Origin of the sequence: Nitratidesulfovibrio vulgaris str. Hildenborough (assembly GCF_000195755.1) — a bacterium.
Taxonomy (GTDB): Bacteria; Desulfobacterota; Desulfovibrionia; order Desulfovibrionales; family Desulfovibrionaceae; genus Nitratidesulfovibrio; species Nitratidesulfovibrio vulgaris.
On sequence record NC_002937.3, the window covers coordinates 3,214,054 to 3,229,828 of the forward strand.

13 protein-coding genes are annotated in these 15,775 nt (G+C 64.6%); 9 read left to right on the forward strand and 4 right to left on the reverse strand.

The features are described from left to right. Positions 1-84: 84 nt before the first annotated feature. Entirely contained in the window at positions 85-2,082 is a 1,998-nt protein-coding gene (locus DVU_RS16975) for an ABC transporter permease subunit (RefSeq protein ID WP_014524609.1), read from the reverse strand. A 175-nt stretch (positions 2,083-2,257) separates the two neighbouring features. Here DVU_RS16975 and DVU_RS14450 point away from each other — a divergent pair, with 175 nt between their 5' ends. Beyond that, positions 2,258-3,169, forward strand: coding sequence for an SAM-dependent methyltransferase (locus DVU_RS14450; protein ID WP_010940332.1), 912 nt, complete (start codon positions 2,258-2,260; stop codon positions 3,167-3,169). Positions 3,170-3,479: 310 nt separating this feature from the next. Here the strand turns inward: DVU_RS14450 and DVU_RS14455 are convergent, their stop codons facing one another. Next, the gene (locus DVU_RS14455) at positions 3,480-4,367 is read right to left on the reverse strand and encodes a DMT family transporter (RefSeq protein WP_010940333.1); all 888 of its coding nucleotides are present in this window, start codon (positions 4,365-4,367) and stop codon (positions 3,480-3,482) included. Positions 4,368-4,938: 571 nt separating this feature from the next. Here DVU_RS14455 and DVU_RS14460 point away from each other — a divergent pair. The 5 genes from DVU_RS14460 to DVU_RS14480 all read left to right on the forward strand — a co-directional run bounded on the left by DVU_RS14460 (position 4,939) and on the right by DVU_RS14480 (position 9,888). Further along, positions 4,939-5,520, forward strand: a complete 582-nt coding sequence (locus DVU_RS14460) for a peroxiredoxin family protein (RefSeq protein WP_010940335.1) — start codon at positions 4,939-4,941, stop codon at positions 5,518-5,520. A gap of 541 nt (positions 5,521-6,061) precedes the next feature. Beyond that, complete coding sequence (locus DVU_RS14465) at positions 6,062-6,709, forward strand: peroxiredoxin (RefSeq protein ID WP_014524610.1); 648 nt, start codon at positions 6,062-6,064, stop codon at positions 6,707-6,709. Between the two features lie 746 nt (positions 6,710-7,455). Further along, positions 7,456-8,058, forward strand: coding sequence for a VOC family protein (locus DVU_RS14470; protein WP_010940338.1), 603 nt, complete (start codon positions 7,456-7,458; stop codon positions 8,056-8,058). Between the two features lie 261 nt (positions 8,059-8,319). Next, positions 8,320-8,718, forward strand: coding sequence for a MucR family transcriptional regulator (locus tag DVU_RS14475; protein ID WP_010940339.1), 399 nt, complete (start codon positions 8,320-8,322; stop codon positions 8,716-8,718). 267 nt (positions 8,719-8,985) lie between these two features. After that, entirely contained in the window at positions 8,986-9,888 is a 903-nt protein-coding gene (locus DVU_RS14480) for a DMT family transporter (RefSeq protein WP_010940340.1), read from the forward strand. Between the two features lie 340 nt (positions 9,889-10,228). Here the strand turns inward: DVU_RS14480 and DVU_RS14485 are convergent, their stop codons facing one another. After that, positions 10,229-12,040, reverse strand: a complete 1,812-nt coding sequence (locus DVU_RS14485) for a methyl-accepting chemotaxis protein (RefSeq protein ID WP_011791517.1) — start codon at positions 12,038-12,040, stop codon at positions 10,229-10,231. Between the two features lie 422 nt (positions 12,041-12,462). Beyond that, positions 12,463-12,849, reverse strand: coding sequence for a MucR family transcriptional regulator (locus DVU_RS14490; protein WP_010940343.1), 387 nt, complete (start codon positions 12,847-12,849; stop codon positions 12,463-12,465). 171 nt (positions 12,850-13,020) lie between these two features. Here DVU_RS14490 and DVU_RS14495 point away from each other — a divergent pair, with 171 nt between their 5' ends. From DVU_RS14495 to DVU_RS14505, 3 genes are read left to right on the forward strand one after another with little or no spacing between them, the layout of a single operon-like run. Then, a complete protein-coding gene (locus DVU_RS14495; RefSeq protein WP_010940344.1) occupies positions 13,021-13,266 on the forward strand; it encodes a hypothetical protein in 246 nt (81 codons plus the stop codon). Next, a complete protein-coding gene (locus DVU_RS14500; RefSeq protein WP_010940345.1) occupies positions 13,259-15,082 on the forward strand; it encodes a cobyrinate a,c-diamide synthase in 1,824 nt (607 codons plus the stop codon). The genes DVU_RS14495 and DVU_RS14500 overlap by 8 nt, the downstream gene beginning before the upstream one ends. An 8-nt stretch (positions 15,083-15,090) precedes the next feature. Beyond that, positions 15,091-15,732 (forward strand): precorrin-8X methylmutase, encoded by a 642-nt coding sequence (locus DVU_RS14505; RefSeq protein ID WP_010940346.1) that lies wholly within the window; start codon positions 15,091-15,093, stop codon positions 15,730-15,732. Positions 15,733-15,775: the final 43 nt, after the last annotated feature.

The following is a 15,775-nucleotide window of genomic DNA, read 5'->3' on the forward strand; positions in this document are numbered from 1 at the left end:
ATTTGGTCGGGGTGCCCGGATGCGGTCGGAGTGCCGGATGCGGTCGGGGCGACCGTGGCCAGCCTTGCAGATTGTCCGCCTTCGCTACATCCCGCGCCTGTGCATGAAATACAGTGTCAGCCCCTCGACGAGGACGAAGAGCAACACCGGCACGGCCATGAAGACGAGTGTCAGAAGCGCGGCCAGTGAACGGTCTCCCGACTGCAACACCGGAAAGAGGAAACCGGTGAACGAGGGCACCAGCCCGCCCCCCACGAGGTAGACGAGAAAATAGTCGGAGAAGGCCACGAGAAAGACCACCGACCCGCCCGCCACCACAGCGGGCAGCAGGAGTGGCAGTTCCACGGCCAGCAGGGTGCGCAACGGCCCCGCCCCCAGATTGGCGGCGCAACGGGCGTAGTCCGGCCCCACGGTCTGCCAGCCGACCATGAGGGCCCGCAGCATATACGGAAACGACACCACCGCAAGGACGAGCACCACCGCCACCGTGGTGTCGGCAAGGCCCGACCGGACGAAGACCCCGTACAGTCCGAGGGCGAAGCCCATGGCGGGCAGCAGGGCCGGGGACAGCAACAGTCCCTCTACCAGCGGGCCGGAAGGCACAAGGCCGAAGGCCAGCGCACGGGCGGGCAGCAGACAGACCACGAGGCACAACCCCGTGGTGAGCAGGGCATACCAGACCGACCATGCGAGATGTCGCATCACTACGGGCCCATTGTCCATCAGCCAGAGGACGGTACGCGGGCTGAAATCACGGGGCCACAGGTCGGGCCACGACCACACCGGGGCCGCCACCTGCACCACGAGGGCAAGCAGGGGCAGGACGAACACGGCCACCAGCGCGGCTGTGACCAGCGCGGGGCGCACACTTTCCTGCGACCGGAAACGGGAATGGGGCAGCCCATGTCCTGTGCGAAGCGTCCCTCCGCTGGCGCGGGGTTCCATCCTCCCGCCCTGCCCTGCCGCTGGAACCGAAGCACCCTCCGCCCCTGTTGCAGACAGAAACCGCCTCGACAACGACACCTGACGGGCCATGGGCCACTGCCCCCCCATGGACCACCGTCGCCCACGGACATCCGGCACGGATGCGGCCCGCATGGCGGCCCATCGGCATGCGGACGATAGCAGGTCCCCGGAGTGCCGCCAGTCCTGTTGCCGACCGGACGGATACCCGTCTTGCATCGGGTCTGACGGCAACCGCCCGTCCTGCGCACGGCCCATGACGCGCCCGGTCAGCAGGCCGGAGAGACACCGCCCCTCAAGAAAGGCGTACAGGGCGACGACGCCCACCCCGAAGACGAAGAGTGCCGAAAGCAGGGCCATGGCCGCGGGGCGTCCTGCGAAGTCACCATGGAAGAAGGCGTTGTAGGCGGCTATGCCCGGCATGACGGGCCGGGTCTCGCCAAGGACGAAGGGCACCTCCACGGCCCCCAGCGCGTAGAGGAAGAGTATGACGAGACAGACGCGCAATACCGGGGCCACATGGGGCAACACCACGGCACGGAAGGTTCGCCAGCGCCCGCCGCCCAGCATCCGGCCCATCTCCACGAGGCGCGGGTCGAGACGCCGCAGCGAGGCGACCACCAGCAACATGACGAAGGGGGTCTCCTTCCAGACATAGGCGATGATCATGCCCCATCCGTCACCGCCGTAGAGCAATGCCGGAAAGTCGCCCTGCCCCGCTGTCATCCCCAGCGCGTACGACAGCGACGAAAGCACGCCGGACCGGGCGCACACCAGCACCACCAGCCATGCCACGGCGATGTGCGGCAGGATGAGGGGCACACGCGGCAGAAGCCCTGCCCACTGCCAGCGACGGGGCAACCTCCACACGCCATAGGCAGCCACCATGCCCAGCACCACCGAGATGGCGGCAGACAGTCCCGCCACACGAACGCCATAGAGCAGCGAATCCGCCGCCCCGCCGTGCAGCAGGGTGCGCCAGCCATACAACGAGAGTCCCCCTTGAGCGCTACCTGCGGGCACCCCTATGCCCAACGACTGCAACGCCGTCAGCATGACGCCTACGGCGAAGGGCAGCAGCAGGGCGGCCAGTGGGAGCATGGGCAGAAGGCGTCGCATACGGTATCCTTATCGTGCAGGGTAACGGCGGCAGGGCGCGACCGCAAGACGATGCAGCATGGCGAGACGGATGACCTTATCTACATCCACACGAAGGACAGGCGCTTCGCCGCCACCTTGCCAGCGTCGCCCCGAAACGGTAAGCCCTGCCCCGAAACGCACCACCGGAGCCATCATGCCGCAGTACACCGTCTATCTCGCCCCCGCAGGCTACGAACAGGACCTCATCGACGAACTGGGCCCGCGTGTCATCGACGTGCGGGGCAGGCTCGTACGGGCCTCGGGCGGCCCGCGCCACGCAGCGTGGGCGCAGAACATCTGGCTCGACCCGGTGGAGATGCGCATAGGTTCCATCGGCGATGCGGCGACACGGCTCAAGGGCATCCAGCGCAACTGGTTCCTGCACGCCGTCGACCACCACCGCCGCGCCGCCCTCATCGCCGGGAAGCTGCCGCATGTGAGTGCCAGACCCCATGTCTTCGGCACACCGGCCCCCACCGCCCCGCTGGGTTCGTGGACGTTGTGGGAGCATGACCTTGTCATCGCCTCGGCGCGGTGTTCATCGCCCTTCCCCGACGGCGAGGTGCACTTCGTGGAGAACCGCATCGACCCGCCCACCCGCGCCTACCTCAAACTGTGGGAGACCTTCACCAGACTCGGCGTACAGCCCGCCCCCGGTGAGCTGTGCCTCGACATGGGCAGTTGTCCCGGCGGGTGGACATGGGTTCTCGCCGGACTTGGGGCGCGCGTCTTCAGCGTCGACAAGGCGGACATCGCACCGCACATCGCCGCCATGCCCAACGTGAACTTCTGCACCGGCAGCGCGTTCGGTCTCGACCCGCAGCACGCCGGGGCCGTGGACTGGTTCTTCTCCGACGTCATCTGCTACCCCGACAGGCTTCTCGCCACCGTGCAACGCTGGCTCGAGCGCGGGCAATGCCGCAACTTCGTCTGCACGCTCAAGTTCCAGGCGACCACCGACCACGCCACCGCAGCGGCCTTCGCCGCCATACCGGGGTCGCAACTCTTCCACCTTGCCCACAACAAGCACGAACTGACATGGGTGCTCCTGCGCGACAAGGCGTGACGCCCGCAGGGCACGAACGCCGGAAGGCGCACGGCAGGATGACAGCACCCCGCTGACCGCCCACGCCAGCACTCCCGTCTGGAAGGCATGCGGCCGCACGTCCATCCGGGTCTCACCCGACAAGTACACGCACGGCCAGATGGGCGGTCAGGTGGCCAGACGGGCGGACAGGCGGACGCGATGGGATGGCATCATGCCGGGGCGTAGCCTGATATATCCCGACATATCCTGACGTATCCTGACGTATCCGGGCGCATCCCGACATCCCCGGCACATCCGGGTGTACCCCCCGACGCCATCGACGCCAGACCTACCGACGCGACGCGCGTTGCTGCAACAGGTTGCCAAGGACGATGCAGGCAAGGCCAAGCAGCGTCGTCGGCAGGATGCGCTCGCCAAGCACAAGGCTGATGAGCACCAGCGAAAGGAAGGGCGAGAAGAAGATGAGGTTGCCGATGCGCGCCGCCGAAGATGTCAGCTTCATGGCCTTCAGCCAGAAGATGAACGACACGCCCATCTCGAAGGCCCCCACGTAGGCGGCAGCGGGCAACCCGCGCAGCGCCTCTCCCGAGAGGGGCAGCGACGAGAAGGCCAAGGTCGCCCCAAGCACCCATGGCAGCCCGAAGGCGAAACCCAGCGTGAGCCCCAGAACGGGTTCAAGGGCAGAACGGGTGTTGGCTATCCAGTACAGTGCCCATATGACCGTACTCGCCAGTGCCAGGGCCACGCCATGCAGATTGCCCTCGGCGAGGGTGGCGAGGTCGCCACGGGTGGCGATGCACACCACCCCGGCATAACTCACCAGCACGGCGAGGAGTTCACCACGGGTGACGCGATGGCCCAGCAGCGGCACAGAGAGCAACGTGAGGGTGATGGCCCACGTGTAGTTGACCGGCTGCGCCACCTGTGCGGGCAGCAGCCTGTAGGCTTCGAACAGCACCACATAGTAGAGGAACGGGTTCAGCGCACCAAGCAGTGCGCTCCGGGCGAGGTCGGCGCGGCACACGGAACCGAGTTCACGCAACCGCCCCTGCCACGCCAGCACGGTCAGCAGCACCAGCAACGAGACGATGGTGGCCACCAGTAGAAGCTGCAACGGGTCGAGGTGGCGCAACGCCAGCTTGAAGGCCGTGGCCACCGTCGACCATATGCCCACCGTGGCGGCCCCGTACATGTACGCCCTGCCCTGATCCGTCATGCGACCTCCCGCGCCTTGCGCCATCACCCATGCCCGCCTGTGGCCCCTTCACGGGGCGGAGTGCGTCATGCCGCCACACCACGCCGCCCAAGGCGAACAACGGCACCATGCGCCCTCGCACGGCCCATCTCGCGGCACACGTCTCCATACCCTCGCCAGCGATGACGGTAAACACCTGCCCGAAGACACGATTCCGGGTGACCGCATCCCCTGCACGGGACGTGACGCCACGGCATCGCCAAAGAAGGCCGGTGACACATCACGCTCAATACCTCTCCACTGGACGGGTATACCGCTTACATCTACAAACCGACGATGGTACAAGGTGCACATGCCCTGAAGACGGCTGGCAGACCCGACGCTCCTGACAGGGCATGACGTGAGGTATGCAGCACAGCACCTGTGCCGGGCAGCACCCGGTCACTGACAGTGCCTGCCAGACGCCCGTCCGGTGCCTGCGCGTCCAGCCAGCACCCGTGCACTCGGTCTGCGCCGGGCCAATACCTGAATGCCGCCGGGCAGCCCCGGAGCGTGCGTAGACCCTTTTCTCCATCATGATAAGGAGCAGGGCATGAACGACACCATCGCATCCAGCTTCCGCGCCATCGCGCTCCTCTGCCTTTTCCTGCTTGCATCGCAATCCGTCGCGGGACACGCTACGCCCCTCGAAGCCGGTGCCCCCTTCCCGGACATCACGCTGCAAGGCCAGTTCACCTCCCCCCAGAAAGCCATGCTGGGGCTTGAGGGTGACGGCCCATTCAGGCTTTCGGACGTGAAGGCGCGTCACGTGCTCATCGAGGTCTTCAGCATGTACTGTCCGCATTGCCAGCGCGAAGCCCCGGACATGAACCGGCTGTCCGCGCGCATCGCCGACATGCAGCCCATAGGCGAACTCGCCCTGCTGGGCCTCGGGGCGGGCAACACCCAGACGGAGGTCGACCTCTTCCGCGAAACATACAGTGTGCCTTTTCCCCTCGCCATCGACCCAGACCTCGAAATGCACAAGACCCTGGGCGAACCCGGCACACCGCACTTCTTCCTCGTGTCATTGCGCGACCGCGGCAAGCCCGTGGTGCTGCTTTCGCGCACGGGCCGCATGTCCGGCGTCGACGACTTCATCAGGGAACTGCGTACGCTTTGCGGGAGCGACTGACGCGCGCCCCCCGGCAGGCAGCCGTATTGTAACGCATGGCGCCACGCACGCCATGCCCGCCAACCTGCCGCCCGCCCCTCCGGCGTACGGCATCAGGCATGCCCGAGACCATATGTGCCCGAGGCCATGTGTGCCCGAGACGTGGACAACGCACAGGGCCGAAGCAGGAAGGGCACGACAGCCTGATGCGCATTCCCGGCAGGCGGCACAGGACAGGCAGGACACTGGGCTGTCAGGTCTTGGCAGCACACCGGGGCAGCACACCGGGGCAGGACATCGGCACACCATAACCACAGACGGTGCACGGACGTACAAGACGGAGGACGCCATGAACAGAGAAGCTTCCAGCCTGACGCACACGCGGCCCCCTGCTGCCGGAGGTGCGAGAAGCGGACGTCGTGTACCCCCTGCGTCCATGAAGGGGGGCATGCTGCCGCGAACAGCCGCCACAGGGCATACCCTCCATGAATGCCTTCCGGACTCCCGACGGCTGTTGCCCGCCAACAGCCCGTGCCCCCCACGCCGGCAAGGCGTCCACCACATGACGACAGGTGTGCTGTGGGTCGTCCTGTTTGCCTGCCTTGCGGCATGTGCCCCGGCGAGGAACGGGCAGGCGACGTCATCCGTTACCGCCGCCACTGCAACCCGCCAGACTACCGTACAGGGTGGCGCACAGGCTGCGCTGCAGAACGCCCCCGTCATCCGCCCCGGCGATGAAGCCCCCGACTTCGACCTGCCCGCCGTGGACGGCACCCGACTTCGACTGGCTTCGTTCAGGGGACACAAGGCCGTCGTGCTCTCTTTCGTCCCCGCCGCCTTCACCCCGGTGTGCTCGTCCCAGTGGGCGGGTTATGGCATGTTGAAGCCGCGTTTCGAGGCACTCGGGGCGATTGTGGTGGGCATCGCCGCAGACAATGTACCGTCTCTCGCCGCATGGACACGCGAAATGGGAACGGATGCCGCCGGGCATCCCTCTCCGCTATGGTTCCCCGTCGTTTCGGATTTCTGGCCCCATGGTGCCGTGACCATGCGCTATGGTCTTCTCAGGCCCGAGGGCATCGCGGAACGTGCCCTCGTGCTCATCGACAAGGCTGGCGTCGTTCGCCTCGTGGAAGTGAGCGACATCGACAAGCGCCCCCCTCTGGACAATCTCTTCAAGGCACTGGAACGACTCGCAGCCGGAAACTGAAAGACGGCCCGTACCAGTGGCGACACACGGCCCTTCAGGCACTCTCATGGATGGAGGGCCTCGATGGGGGCCTCGGGCGACCGTCTCATAGGCGCGACCGAGGCCTGCCCCCCCCTTGTTCCCGTATCAGGTGCGGACTCACCTGCGTAGCAACCGCTGCCCCCGCGTTCACGCCACGCAACACAGACCGCAGCCACGGATGCAACGCAGTGCACTAGGCCGTACGTACTGTATGGGACGTCATGACGGCCCGGGCGATGCGGGCGCATCAGCGAGGCGAGAGAAGAACGCACAGCAGAAGGTATCTGGGCCTTCATACGCGTATATCCGTCGCACCATACTCGCAAGAACGGACGCAAACCGCGCTGCAAACCATCCGATGGCATACGCATCGGACCTTGTTACGCATCGTACCTGTGCCAGCATGCCAGATTCATGCGCATGGCGCGGAGACTGGCTGTGACGACTCCGGACTGCGACGCCTCGCCCGCTACCCCAGCGCATACGGCACCATCACCAGTGCCTTCACGCATATTCTATCCATCAGCATCATCTTTTGAAGTCGCCCCCGTTTCCATGGACGCGAAAGCTGGCTATAGTTGTTCAGTGGCATTCTGCATGCACTGCCGTGCCATGCCTTTCCACGCGTGACGGATACGCTGCGGAACACGAAGCGCAGCACCGTCGTCGTAACATGCCGCAAAAGGCAACATCATGGGGATATGAATCCCTGAAAGGAAGATACCATGCCCCGCTATACAGGATTCAACCACATCGCGCTCGTGACCGGCGACATGGATGCCACGGTGCGCTTCTGGCGCGACCTTCTCGGGCTGCCCCTCGTGGCCGGGCTGGGACACGCCGGGTACAGGCAGTACTTCTTCGCCGTATCTTCTGTGGATACGGTGGCGTTCTTCGAATGGGACGGCGTGACCCCTGTCGCAGAAAAGGACCACGGCGCACCCCAGCGCGGGCCCGTAGCCTTCGACCATATTGCACTGGGTGTGGCGAGTGACGACGACCTGTGGGACATCAAGGCACGACTTGAAGGTGCGGGCTTCTGGTGTTCCGAACCTGTCGACCATGGTTTCATCCACTCCATCTACAGTTTCGACCCCAACGGTATCGCCATCGAATTCAGCACGCAGGTCTCCGGGGTGGATGTCCGCAGCCGTCCCCGCATGACAGATTCGGCCCCGGTGCCTTCGGCGCTTGAAGGCCCGGCCCCGCGCCCCGCAGCATGGCCTGCGCCTGCCCCCGTCGTCCCGCAAGATGAGCGTCGCACCTACCCCGGCGAAGGACACGACTTTCTCTACGCCAAACGTAACGCCTGGGAGAAGACCTCATAACGTCTTACCTTTTCGAAGATTGCCATATCTATGCAGCACATCCTGTCGACTTTCCTTACAACGCGGCACACCGCAACGACACTGTGCCGTGTTACCAGAACACACAATCGCGTTATCCTCGCTTCACATGCAGTACGATGACATGCAAAAAATCATTGTGCTTTACCCTTGATACGCATAGTACAGATACAATGAATGTTTCCGCATGGCGGGAAATCCAGTTTAAGCAGCATACACACATTCCGGATAAAGGAGCATTCGATGGAAGACCATCTCAAACAGGCCCTGGAAATCGTAAAAGCCCAGGCCAGCGTTCGCACCATGACAGAAGACGAGATCAGTTCCATGGTCTTCAAACTCGCCAATGCCATACGGAGCATCTCCGACGGCGAACCAGCCGAGCAGCCGGAGGCTGAAGCGGCACCTGTCGATGCGTCGCGCGCACTGAAAGAGAAGTCCATCACCTGTCTCGAATGCGGCAAGAGCTTCAAGATTATCACCCGCAAGCACCTCATGCTGCACGACCTCACTCCTGACACGTACCGGGAGAAATACGGCTACAAGAAGGACATGCCCCTCGTTTGCAAGGCCCTGCAGCGTGAACGCCGCAAGAAGATGAAGGACATGAAACTGTGGGAGAAGCGGCGCAAGACCGTCTGAAGCCCCCTGCCTGCGTTGCCGCAGACATATGCATCTGAACGTCTGCGGCAACGCGTGCCAACGCATCAAGCCTTCGCAGCACAGCAGGCTGCCTGCCGCACCACCTGTCCTGCGCCCCTGACGCCAAGGCGCCACACGTCCCTTCCCCGCAACAGACACGACGCGTCCGCCGTGTGTATGCGGCCTTCACGCCTCGCACAGGCAAACGCACCCTGTCGTGCAGCCACTGCAATGGACTTCACCGCCACTTGGGGGTAGACCCCCCGCATGACATCGCACACGCTCACGCAGGGCGGTCGCACCACGGCGACCATAGCCCTCCTGCTCGCCATGCTTCTGTGGAGCAGTTCGTTCATCGCCATGAAGATCGCCCTCACGGGCTTCGATCCCATGGTCATGATCTTCGGTCGCATGGCCATCGCCTCGGTCATCTTCATCGCCGTGTGGCGACGCAACTTCTCGGGAGTGCGCTATCGTGCCGGAGACTGGAAGCTCCTCGGCTTCATGACGATGTGCGAGCCGTGCCTCTATTTCGTCTTCGAGGCCTACGCGCTGGAGTACACCTCGGCCTCTCAGGCGGGCATGATCGTGGCCATGATGCCCCTCAGTGTCGCCGTGGCCGCCCGGTTCGTCCTCAAGGAGCATATGGCCCGCAGTGCATGGGCCGGGTTCTGCCTTGCCATCGCAGGGGTCGTCTGGCTCAGCCTCGGCGGTCAGGTGACGGAGAACGCCCCCAACCCCATGCTCGGCAATGCGCTCGAAGTCTGCGCCATGCTCACGGCCACCGGGTATGTCATCAGCGCCAAGCGCCTCTCCTCCACCTATCCACCCCTGTTCATTACGGCTGTCCAGTCACTGGCGGGTTTCGTCTTCTTCCTGCCCGTTCTCGCCCTGCCGGGGGTCACTCTGCCGACAAGCCTACCCCTGACGCCTACCCTTGCCGTCCTCTATCTCGGCGTATGCATCACGCTGGGCGCATACGGTCTATACAACTACGGGGTCAGCAGGCTGCCCGCGGGACAGGCCGCTTCGTACATCAACCTCATCCCCGTCCTCACCCTGATCATGGGGCGCGTGGTGCTTGGTGATGAACTCAGCCCGAGCCAGTATCTCGCATCATTGCTCGTACTCGCGGGCGTGGTGCTCAGCCAGCGGCGGGCTGCGGCCTGACGCGTTTCGGCTAGACGCGTTTCGGCCAGACGTGTCGACCAGGCGCGTTACGCCAGACACGCATCTCCCCTGCCGCCTCGCAACTAGCGGTACCCACGACGCGAGACGGTCTCCCGCAGGGCGGGGGAACCGGATGCCCCCTCACGATGCCACGTGGTCGCACCGCCTCAGGCGGGTAAGCACCGCTCGTCACGGCGCGCAAGCGTACGTTCGCATGGCGGGCATGGGGCAGGCACTCCCGCCAGTCTCCCACAGTCCGCAACCACGAGGCAGACAAAACGAAAACGGCCCGCTTCGCAGCGGGCCGTCTGGGTCATATGACATCCGGACAGACAGGTAGCTAGGCCCTGCCTGCCACCTCAAGCTTCTCGATGAGTCCTTCCAGTTCACGGGCCAGTTGGGCAAGGCGGGTCACCGCAGAAGCGGCCTGCGTCATGCCGTCTGCCGTCTCCGATGCGATACGGCTCACATCCTCGACAGCCCGGTTGATCTCCTCGCTCGTCGCCGACTGCTGCTCCGCCGCCGTGGCGATGGAACGGACCTGATCGGAGTTCTCCTCCGACAGCGAGACGATGCGCTTGAGCGCCTCGCCCGACTCATGGGCCAGCGTAGTGGCACGCTCCACAGCCAGCGCGGCCTTCTCCATGCCCTGCATGTTGCCTCGCGCCCCCGTCTGGATCGTCTGGATGGCCGAGCCCACTTCCTTGGTGGCGGTCATGGTCTTTTCGGCCAGCTTGCGCACCTCGTCAGCGACCACCGCGAAACCGCGTCCTGCCTCACCCGCACGCGCCGCCTCGATGGCGGCGTTGAGCGCCAGCAGGTTGGTCTGGTCGGCGATGTCGGAGATGACATCCATGATACGGCTGATGTCTTCGGTCTGCCTGCCGAGGGTGGACATGGCGCCTTGCAGTTCCTGCGCCTGCGTATGCACCTCGCGGATGGCGTTCACGGCCTCGGTGACGACCTTCTCGCCCTGCAATGCCTGATTCCGCGCCTGATCGGCACTGGTGGCAGAACTTGACGAACTGCGGGCGACCTCGAGAACCGTGGCGTTCATCTCTTCCATGGCGGTAGCCGTCTCGGCGGTACGCGCACTCTGCTGTTCCGCCCCGGCTGACACCTGATCGACCTGCGCGGCGAGGGCCTCGGCGGCCATGGACACCTGCTGGGCGATGCCCACAGCCTGCTTTGCCACCTGCTGCATCTGCCCGAGAAGGCTCGAGACACGCTCCTCCTGCTGTCGCGCCACGGCAAGGGCCTCTTCAGCGCGACGGGCTTCGGCGGCCGCTTCGCGTCCATGCGACTCGGCCTCGCCCATCTTCACCTTGAGGTTGTCGACCATGGTCTCTATGGCACCCTTCACCTCGCCGAGTTCAGCATAGAACTCGCCTTCAGGACGGGCGTCAAGCTTGCCTGACGCGACCGTGGAAGCAAAACCGCGGATGCGTTCAAGAGGAGTGATGATGCCGGTACGAAGCAGCGTCCAGGCCACGACGCCCAGTACGGCCAGAATGCCAGCCGTCCATCCGGCGACGCTCACCTGCGCCATGGCGGTGCGTTCATGCGCCTTCTCAAGCGAGCTGATCACCTCGAAGGCACCGTGCATCTCGCCGACCTTCCAACCTTCCTTCGTGCCGCCCATGACATCGCGTTCCCCCGCCGGGTCGCCATGGCAGTAGAGGCATTCCGAAGTGAGACGTATGGGTCTGAAATAGCGTATCTTGTCTTTCTCGTAGATGACGAGCTCCGGCAGATTCTTCTCCTCTAGCTGCTTCAGCACCTTGAGTTCGAGTTCCGTCGGTGTGTTCGCCGGATTGCGGGGGCGCACCTTGGGCACCCTGAATTCGTAGCCCGCCTCCTTGGCATTCTGTCCGGCCATACGCATGGCGGTCACCACGGGCACGGCGTCGAGAACCTTGTCGGGCGGCAACTGGTCGAAGGGCTTCATGAGCCCTATCTCAAGCTTGCGTGCCATCTCGTTTCGTGTGGCCTCGGCCATGAGCACGATGGCCCGACTCTTTTCGAGAATGGCCTCGTCGGCCCCTTCGCGGATGTCGCCGACGCGCTGCCACGCCATGATGGCCGCCACTACAAGCGGCCCCACCAGCGCGACCCCCAGAACCTTCCATTTGATGCTGCATTCCTTGAGCATGAACGCGACTCCACGGTAGAATGATGTGCGGGGCTTCCGTCTTATCGACGTTTCTCGCAGCACCCTTTATGGGTTACAGAGAAGTTTGCAGCCTTTCCCGGCTGCGAGGGGTGGCTTCATCTACCCCATGCGGCCTTACCCGGCATCCTGCCGGTCTGCCCAGGCTGGTGGACGGAGTACGACGCCAGCCCGATGCCCCCTCCGCTGCGGAAGATAGTCGTTTCGACCCAAAACACAATGAGGGCATACCCCATGCAAAAGGCGCGGGCCTTCGCCCGCGCCTCTATCAACCGGTCATCACCGGATATTCCGCAACATTTTTTTCATGAAGGCAAAAGGGCGACACTGCAGCGACTCCGCCTTCACTGAAGGCCGGAAACCGCCACGTCAGCCCTTCCTGCTCGCCCAAGAGACCGCAGGAATCAGGCCCGCCGCTCCCAAAGCTTCATATCTTTCATCTTTTTGCGGCGCTCGCGCTGCAAGCCCTTGCATACCAGCGGCGTACCCTTCTTGTAACCGCACTTCTCGCGGTAGGTCTCCGGAGTCAGACCATGGGTTGCAAGATGCTTTTTGCTAATAAGCTTGAACACCTTGCCGCATTCGACACAGGTGATGGACTTTTCCTTGATGGCCTTGCGAGGGTCGATGGCGACCTGCTCATCTTCCGCTTCGGGGGTAATGCCCGCGCTGATGTTGCGGATGCCTTCGGCAAGCCGATGCACCATGGCAAGCATATCATCTTCGGTCATGGTGCGAACGCTGGCCTGCGCCTTGACAATGCCCAAGGCCTCTTTCAACAGATCATCCATGCTGTACCTCGTGGTCTTGAGTGTATCTCAACATTTGTTTAATTAAACTACGCTAACGCTCCACTGCGCGTCAACAGTGCAGACGGCCATGATGCGACTCGCCCATGAGCCGTGTATGGACCTCACAGGTAAAAGCCCTTACGATACCCCATCCCACAGCAGGAGACCCCCATGAAGTACATCATATTCGAGGACTTCGCCGGACACCCCGAGCCATTTCTCTTTCCCCGCCGGGTCGACCACGGCGACATGCGCGAACAGTTGCCCTACGCCAAGGTACTCTCGGCAGGGTATGTGCACTTTTCCGGAGGGGTTTTCACCTGTCATGGCGGCTCGGCAGAACTCGACACCGTAGCACGCCCCGAGGATGCCGACATCATCGCCACGCGCCTTGCCCCCCGTGACACAGGTGTCTGAAGCGCGACCCAGCATAGCCCCGGCGCATGCCTGCATAGTGGCGGGAACCCACAGCGGTTGCGGCAAGACCACCATCACCCTCGGCCTCATGGCGGCACTGTCGCGCCGTGGGCATGTGGTGCAGCCCTACAAGGCAGGGCCGGACTTCATCGACCCCGGGCATCATACCGCCGCCACAGGCCGCCCCTCCATCAACCTCGACGGCTGGATGTGCGGCCCGCAAGGGGTGCGGGTGGCCTTTGCACGTGGCCTTCACGCCTCCGGGGCACGACCGTGGCCCCATGACCTTTTCAGCCGTCCGTCAGACGGCAACGCGCCCCCTGCATCCCACACGACGTGGGAACACATATGGACTGCATTGGGCCATCCACCCGGCAACCCCGCGCCGCTTCTGCGTCATGAAGGCGGCACCGTCATGGTAGCCACTCATGCCGCCCCGGCATGTGGCGTGCCCTCCCTCGCGAATCCCCCATCGGCGCACGGGCACACCGTCCCCGACATCGCCATCATCGAGGGTGTCATGGGCCTGCATGACGGTGCCAGCGCCACCACATGCACAGGTTCGACCGCTGAACTGGCCCTGTTGCTCGACCTGCCCGTGGTGCTCGTCATACGCGCAAGGGGCATGGCCCGGTCCGCAGCCGCCATGGCGATGGGTTATGCGGCCCTCGAACCCGGTCTGCGCATCGCGGGCGTCATCTGCAACGAAGTGGGCGGCCCCGGACACCGGGAGATGCTGCGTGACGCCCTCGCCCATCATTGCCCCGCCATGCCGCTACTCGGCATGGTGCCAAGAGACGCATCCCTCGGGACACCGTCACGCCACCTCGGACTGGCACTCGCCGGCGAACGCGATGAGACGACGTTTCTTGCCGGACTCGCGGACACCATCGAGCAACACGTCGACATCGACGCCCTGCTGAAAGCCATCACGCCCGTAGCACCAGTGAGGATGGACTCAGCCATCCCGCAGGCCTGCCCCCCAGTGGCAGCCCCCGCGGCGCCCTCGCACATGATGTCCGGTGATCCCCTGCGGCATGTTTCCGGCACACCCCATCTTGCAGCACCCGGCACGACCATAACGGACGTAGCGGAAACACCGGATGCGGCGGGACCATCGGAAACCTCTGCCACAGCAGCCCCCGCACCTGCCGCAGGCCCCCCGGTCATCGCCGTCGTATCGCGTGTCCCCGTGGCCGTGGCCCGTGACGAGGCCTTCAGCTTTCTCTACGCCGAGAATCTCGCCCTGCTGTTTGCAGCGGGCATGGACGTGCGTTTCTTCTCGCCCCTTGCGGACACTTCGCTGCCGGAAGGGGTGCGGGGCGTTCTACTTCCCGGCGGGTACCCCGAGTTGCATGCCAAACGGCTGGCTGCCAACCACGCCATGCGCACAGCCCTGCGCGATTTCGCCGCGACGGGCCAACCCGTGCATGGCGAATGCGGCGGCTACATGTACCTCATGGACATGCTCGAAACATCCGAAGGCTCCTTTCCCATGAGCGGTTGCCTGCCCCTCCGATGCCGCATGGACGCTCGCCTGCGGGCACTCGGCTACCGCGAGGCGACCCTGCTGGACGACGCGGCCTTCGGCAGCGCAGGCACGACACTGCGCGGGCACGAATACCATTACTCCCACCTCGTGGACGCCCCCGCAGCACACACGGGGCTGACCCCCCTGTGGCAAGTGCGCGACCGCCGCGGTCGTGACATGGGCACCGAGGGCTGGTGCTGCCGCGCCATCACCGGCTCATACATCCATCTGCATCTCGCATCGAACCTCTCTGCGGCGCACGCCTTCGTCGCCGCCTGCGCATAGGACCCGCCATGCCCACAAGACTGCAACCATGTTTCGCCCCTGACGAGATTGAAGCGCGTTCGTTCGCCATCATCGACGCCGAGGCGGGAGACTCCAAACCCTTTACCGGACGACTGTGGCATGTGGCGCGCCGCCTTGTGCACACCTGCGCCGACTTCGACATCCTGCCCGACCTCGTTCTGGACGGCGCGGGGGTCGACGCGGGCATCGCTGCCATCCGGGCGGGGGCATCCATCTTCACCGACACCGAGATGGCCCGCTGCGGCATGGTGGCGCGCCGCTTCGCCCCCTTCGGGTGCACCGTCGAGAGCCTCATATCGCTCCCGGGCGTGGCGGAAAGGGCCCGCAGCACAGGTTCGACACGCTCCGCCGCTGCGGTCGCACTGGCTGGAGAACGCCTCGGCGGGGCCATCGTGGCCATCGGCAACGCCCCCACGGCGGTGCTGGCGCTGATCGACCACCTCGACAGGGGCGGCCCCGCACCGGCGCTGGTGGTGGGCATGCCCGTGGGCTTCGTCAACGCGGCAGAGTCGAAGGAACTGCTGCTTGAGCGTTGTCCCGTACCGCATATCGTCCTGCGCGGACGCAAGGGCGGGTCGACGCTGGCTGCCGCCACGGTCAACGCCCTCGCCATCCTCGCCGCAGAATGATAATTGAGCCGCTTGCGTGCCCCCCATCGCGTTTGTTAGTTTG

Coding starts and splice junctions, on each gene's coding strand:
- DVU_RS14490 (WP_010940343.1), bottom strand. CDS start 12,849: ATGGATGATCTGTTGAAAGAGGCCTTGGGCATTGTCAAGGCGCAGGCC.
- DVU_RS14480 (WP_010940340.1), top strand. CDS start 8,986: ATGACATCGCACACGCTCACGCAGGGCGGTCGCACCACGGCGACCATA.
- DVU_RS14455 (WP_010940333.1), bottom strand. CDS start 4,367: ATGACGGATCAGGGCAGGGCGTACATGTACGGGGCCGCCACGGTGGGC.
- DVU_RS14470 (WP_010940338.1), top strand. CDS start 7,456: ATGCCCCGCTATACAGGATTCAACCACATCGCGCTCGTGACCGGCGAC.
- DVU_RS14485 (WP_011791517.1), bottom strand. CDS start 12,040: ATGCTCAAGGAATGCAGCATCAAATGGAAGGTTCTGGGGGTCGCGCTG.
- DVU_RS14495 (WP_010940344.1), top strand. CDS start 13,021: ATGAAGTACATCATATTCGAGGACTTCGCCGGACACCCCGAGCCATTT.
- DVU_RS16975 (WP_014524609.1), bottom strand. CDS start 2,082: ATGCGACGCCTTCTGCCCATGCTCCCACTGGCCGCCCTGCTGCTGCCC.
- DVU_RS14475 (WP_010940339.1), top strand. CDS start 8,320: ATGGAAGACCATCTCAAACAGGCCCTGGAAATCGTAAAAGCCCAGGCC.
- DVU_RS14465 (WP_014524610.1), top strand. CDS start 6,062: ATGACGACAGGTGTGCTGTGGGTCGTCCTGTTTGCCTGCCTTGCGGCA.
- DVU_RS14505 (WP_010940346.1), top strand. CDS start 15,091: ATGCCCACAAGACTGCAACCATGTTTCGCCCCTGACGAGATTGAAGCG.
- DVU_RS14450 (WP_010940332.1), top strand. CDS start 2,258: ATGCCGCAGTACACCGTCTATCTCGCCCCCGCAGGCTACGAACAGGAC.
- DVU_RS14460 (WP_010940335.1), top strand. CDS start 4,939: ATGAACGACACCATCGCATCCAGCTTCCGCGCCATCGCGCTCCTCTGC.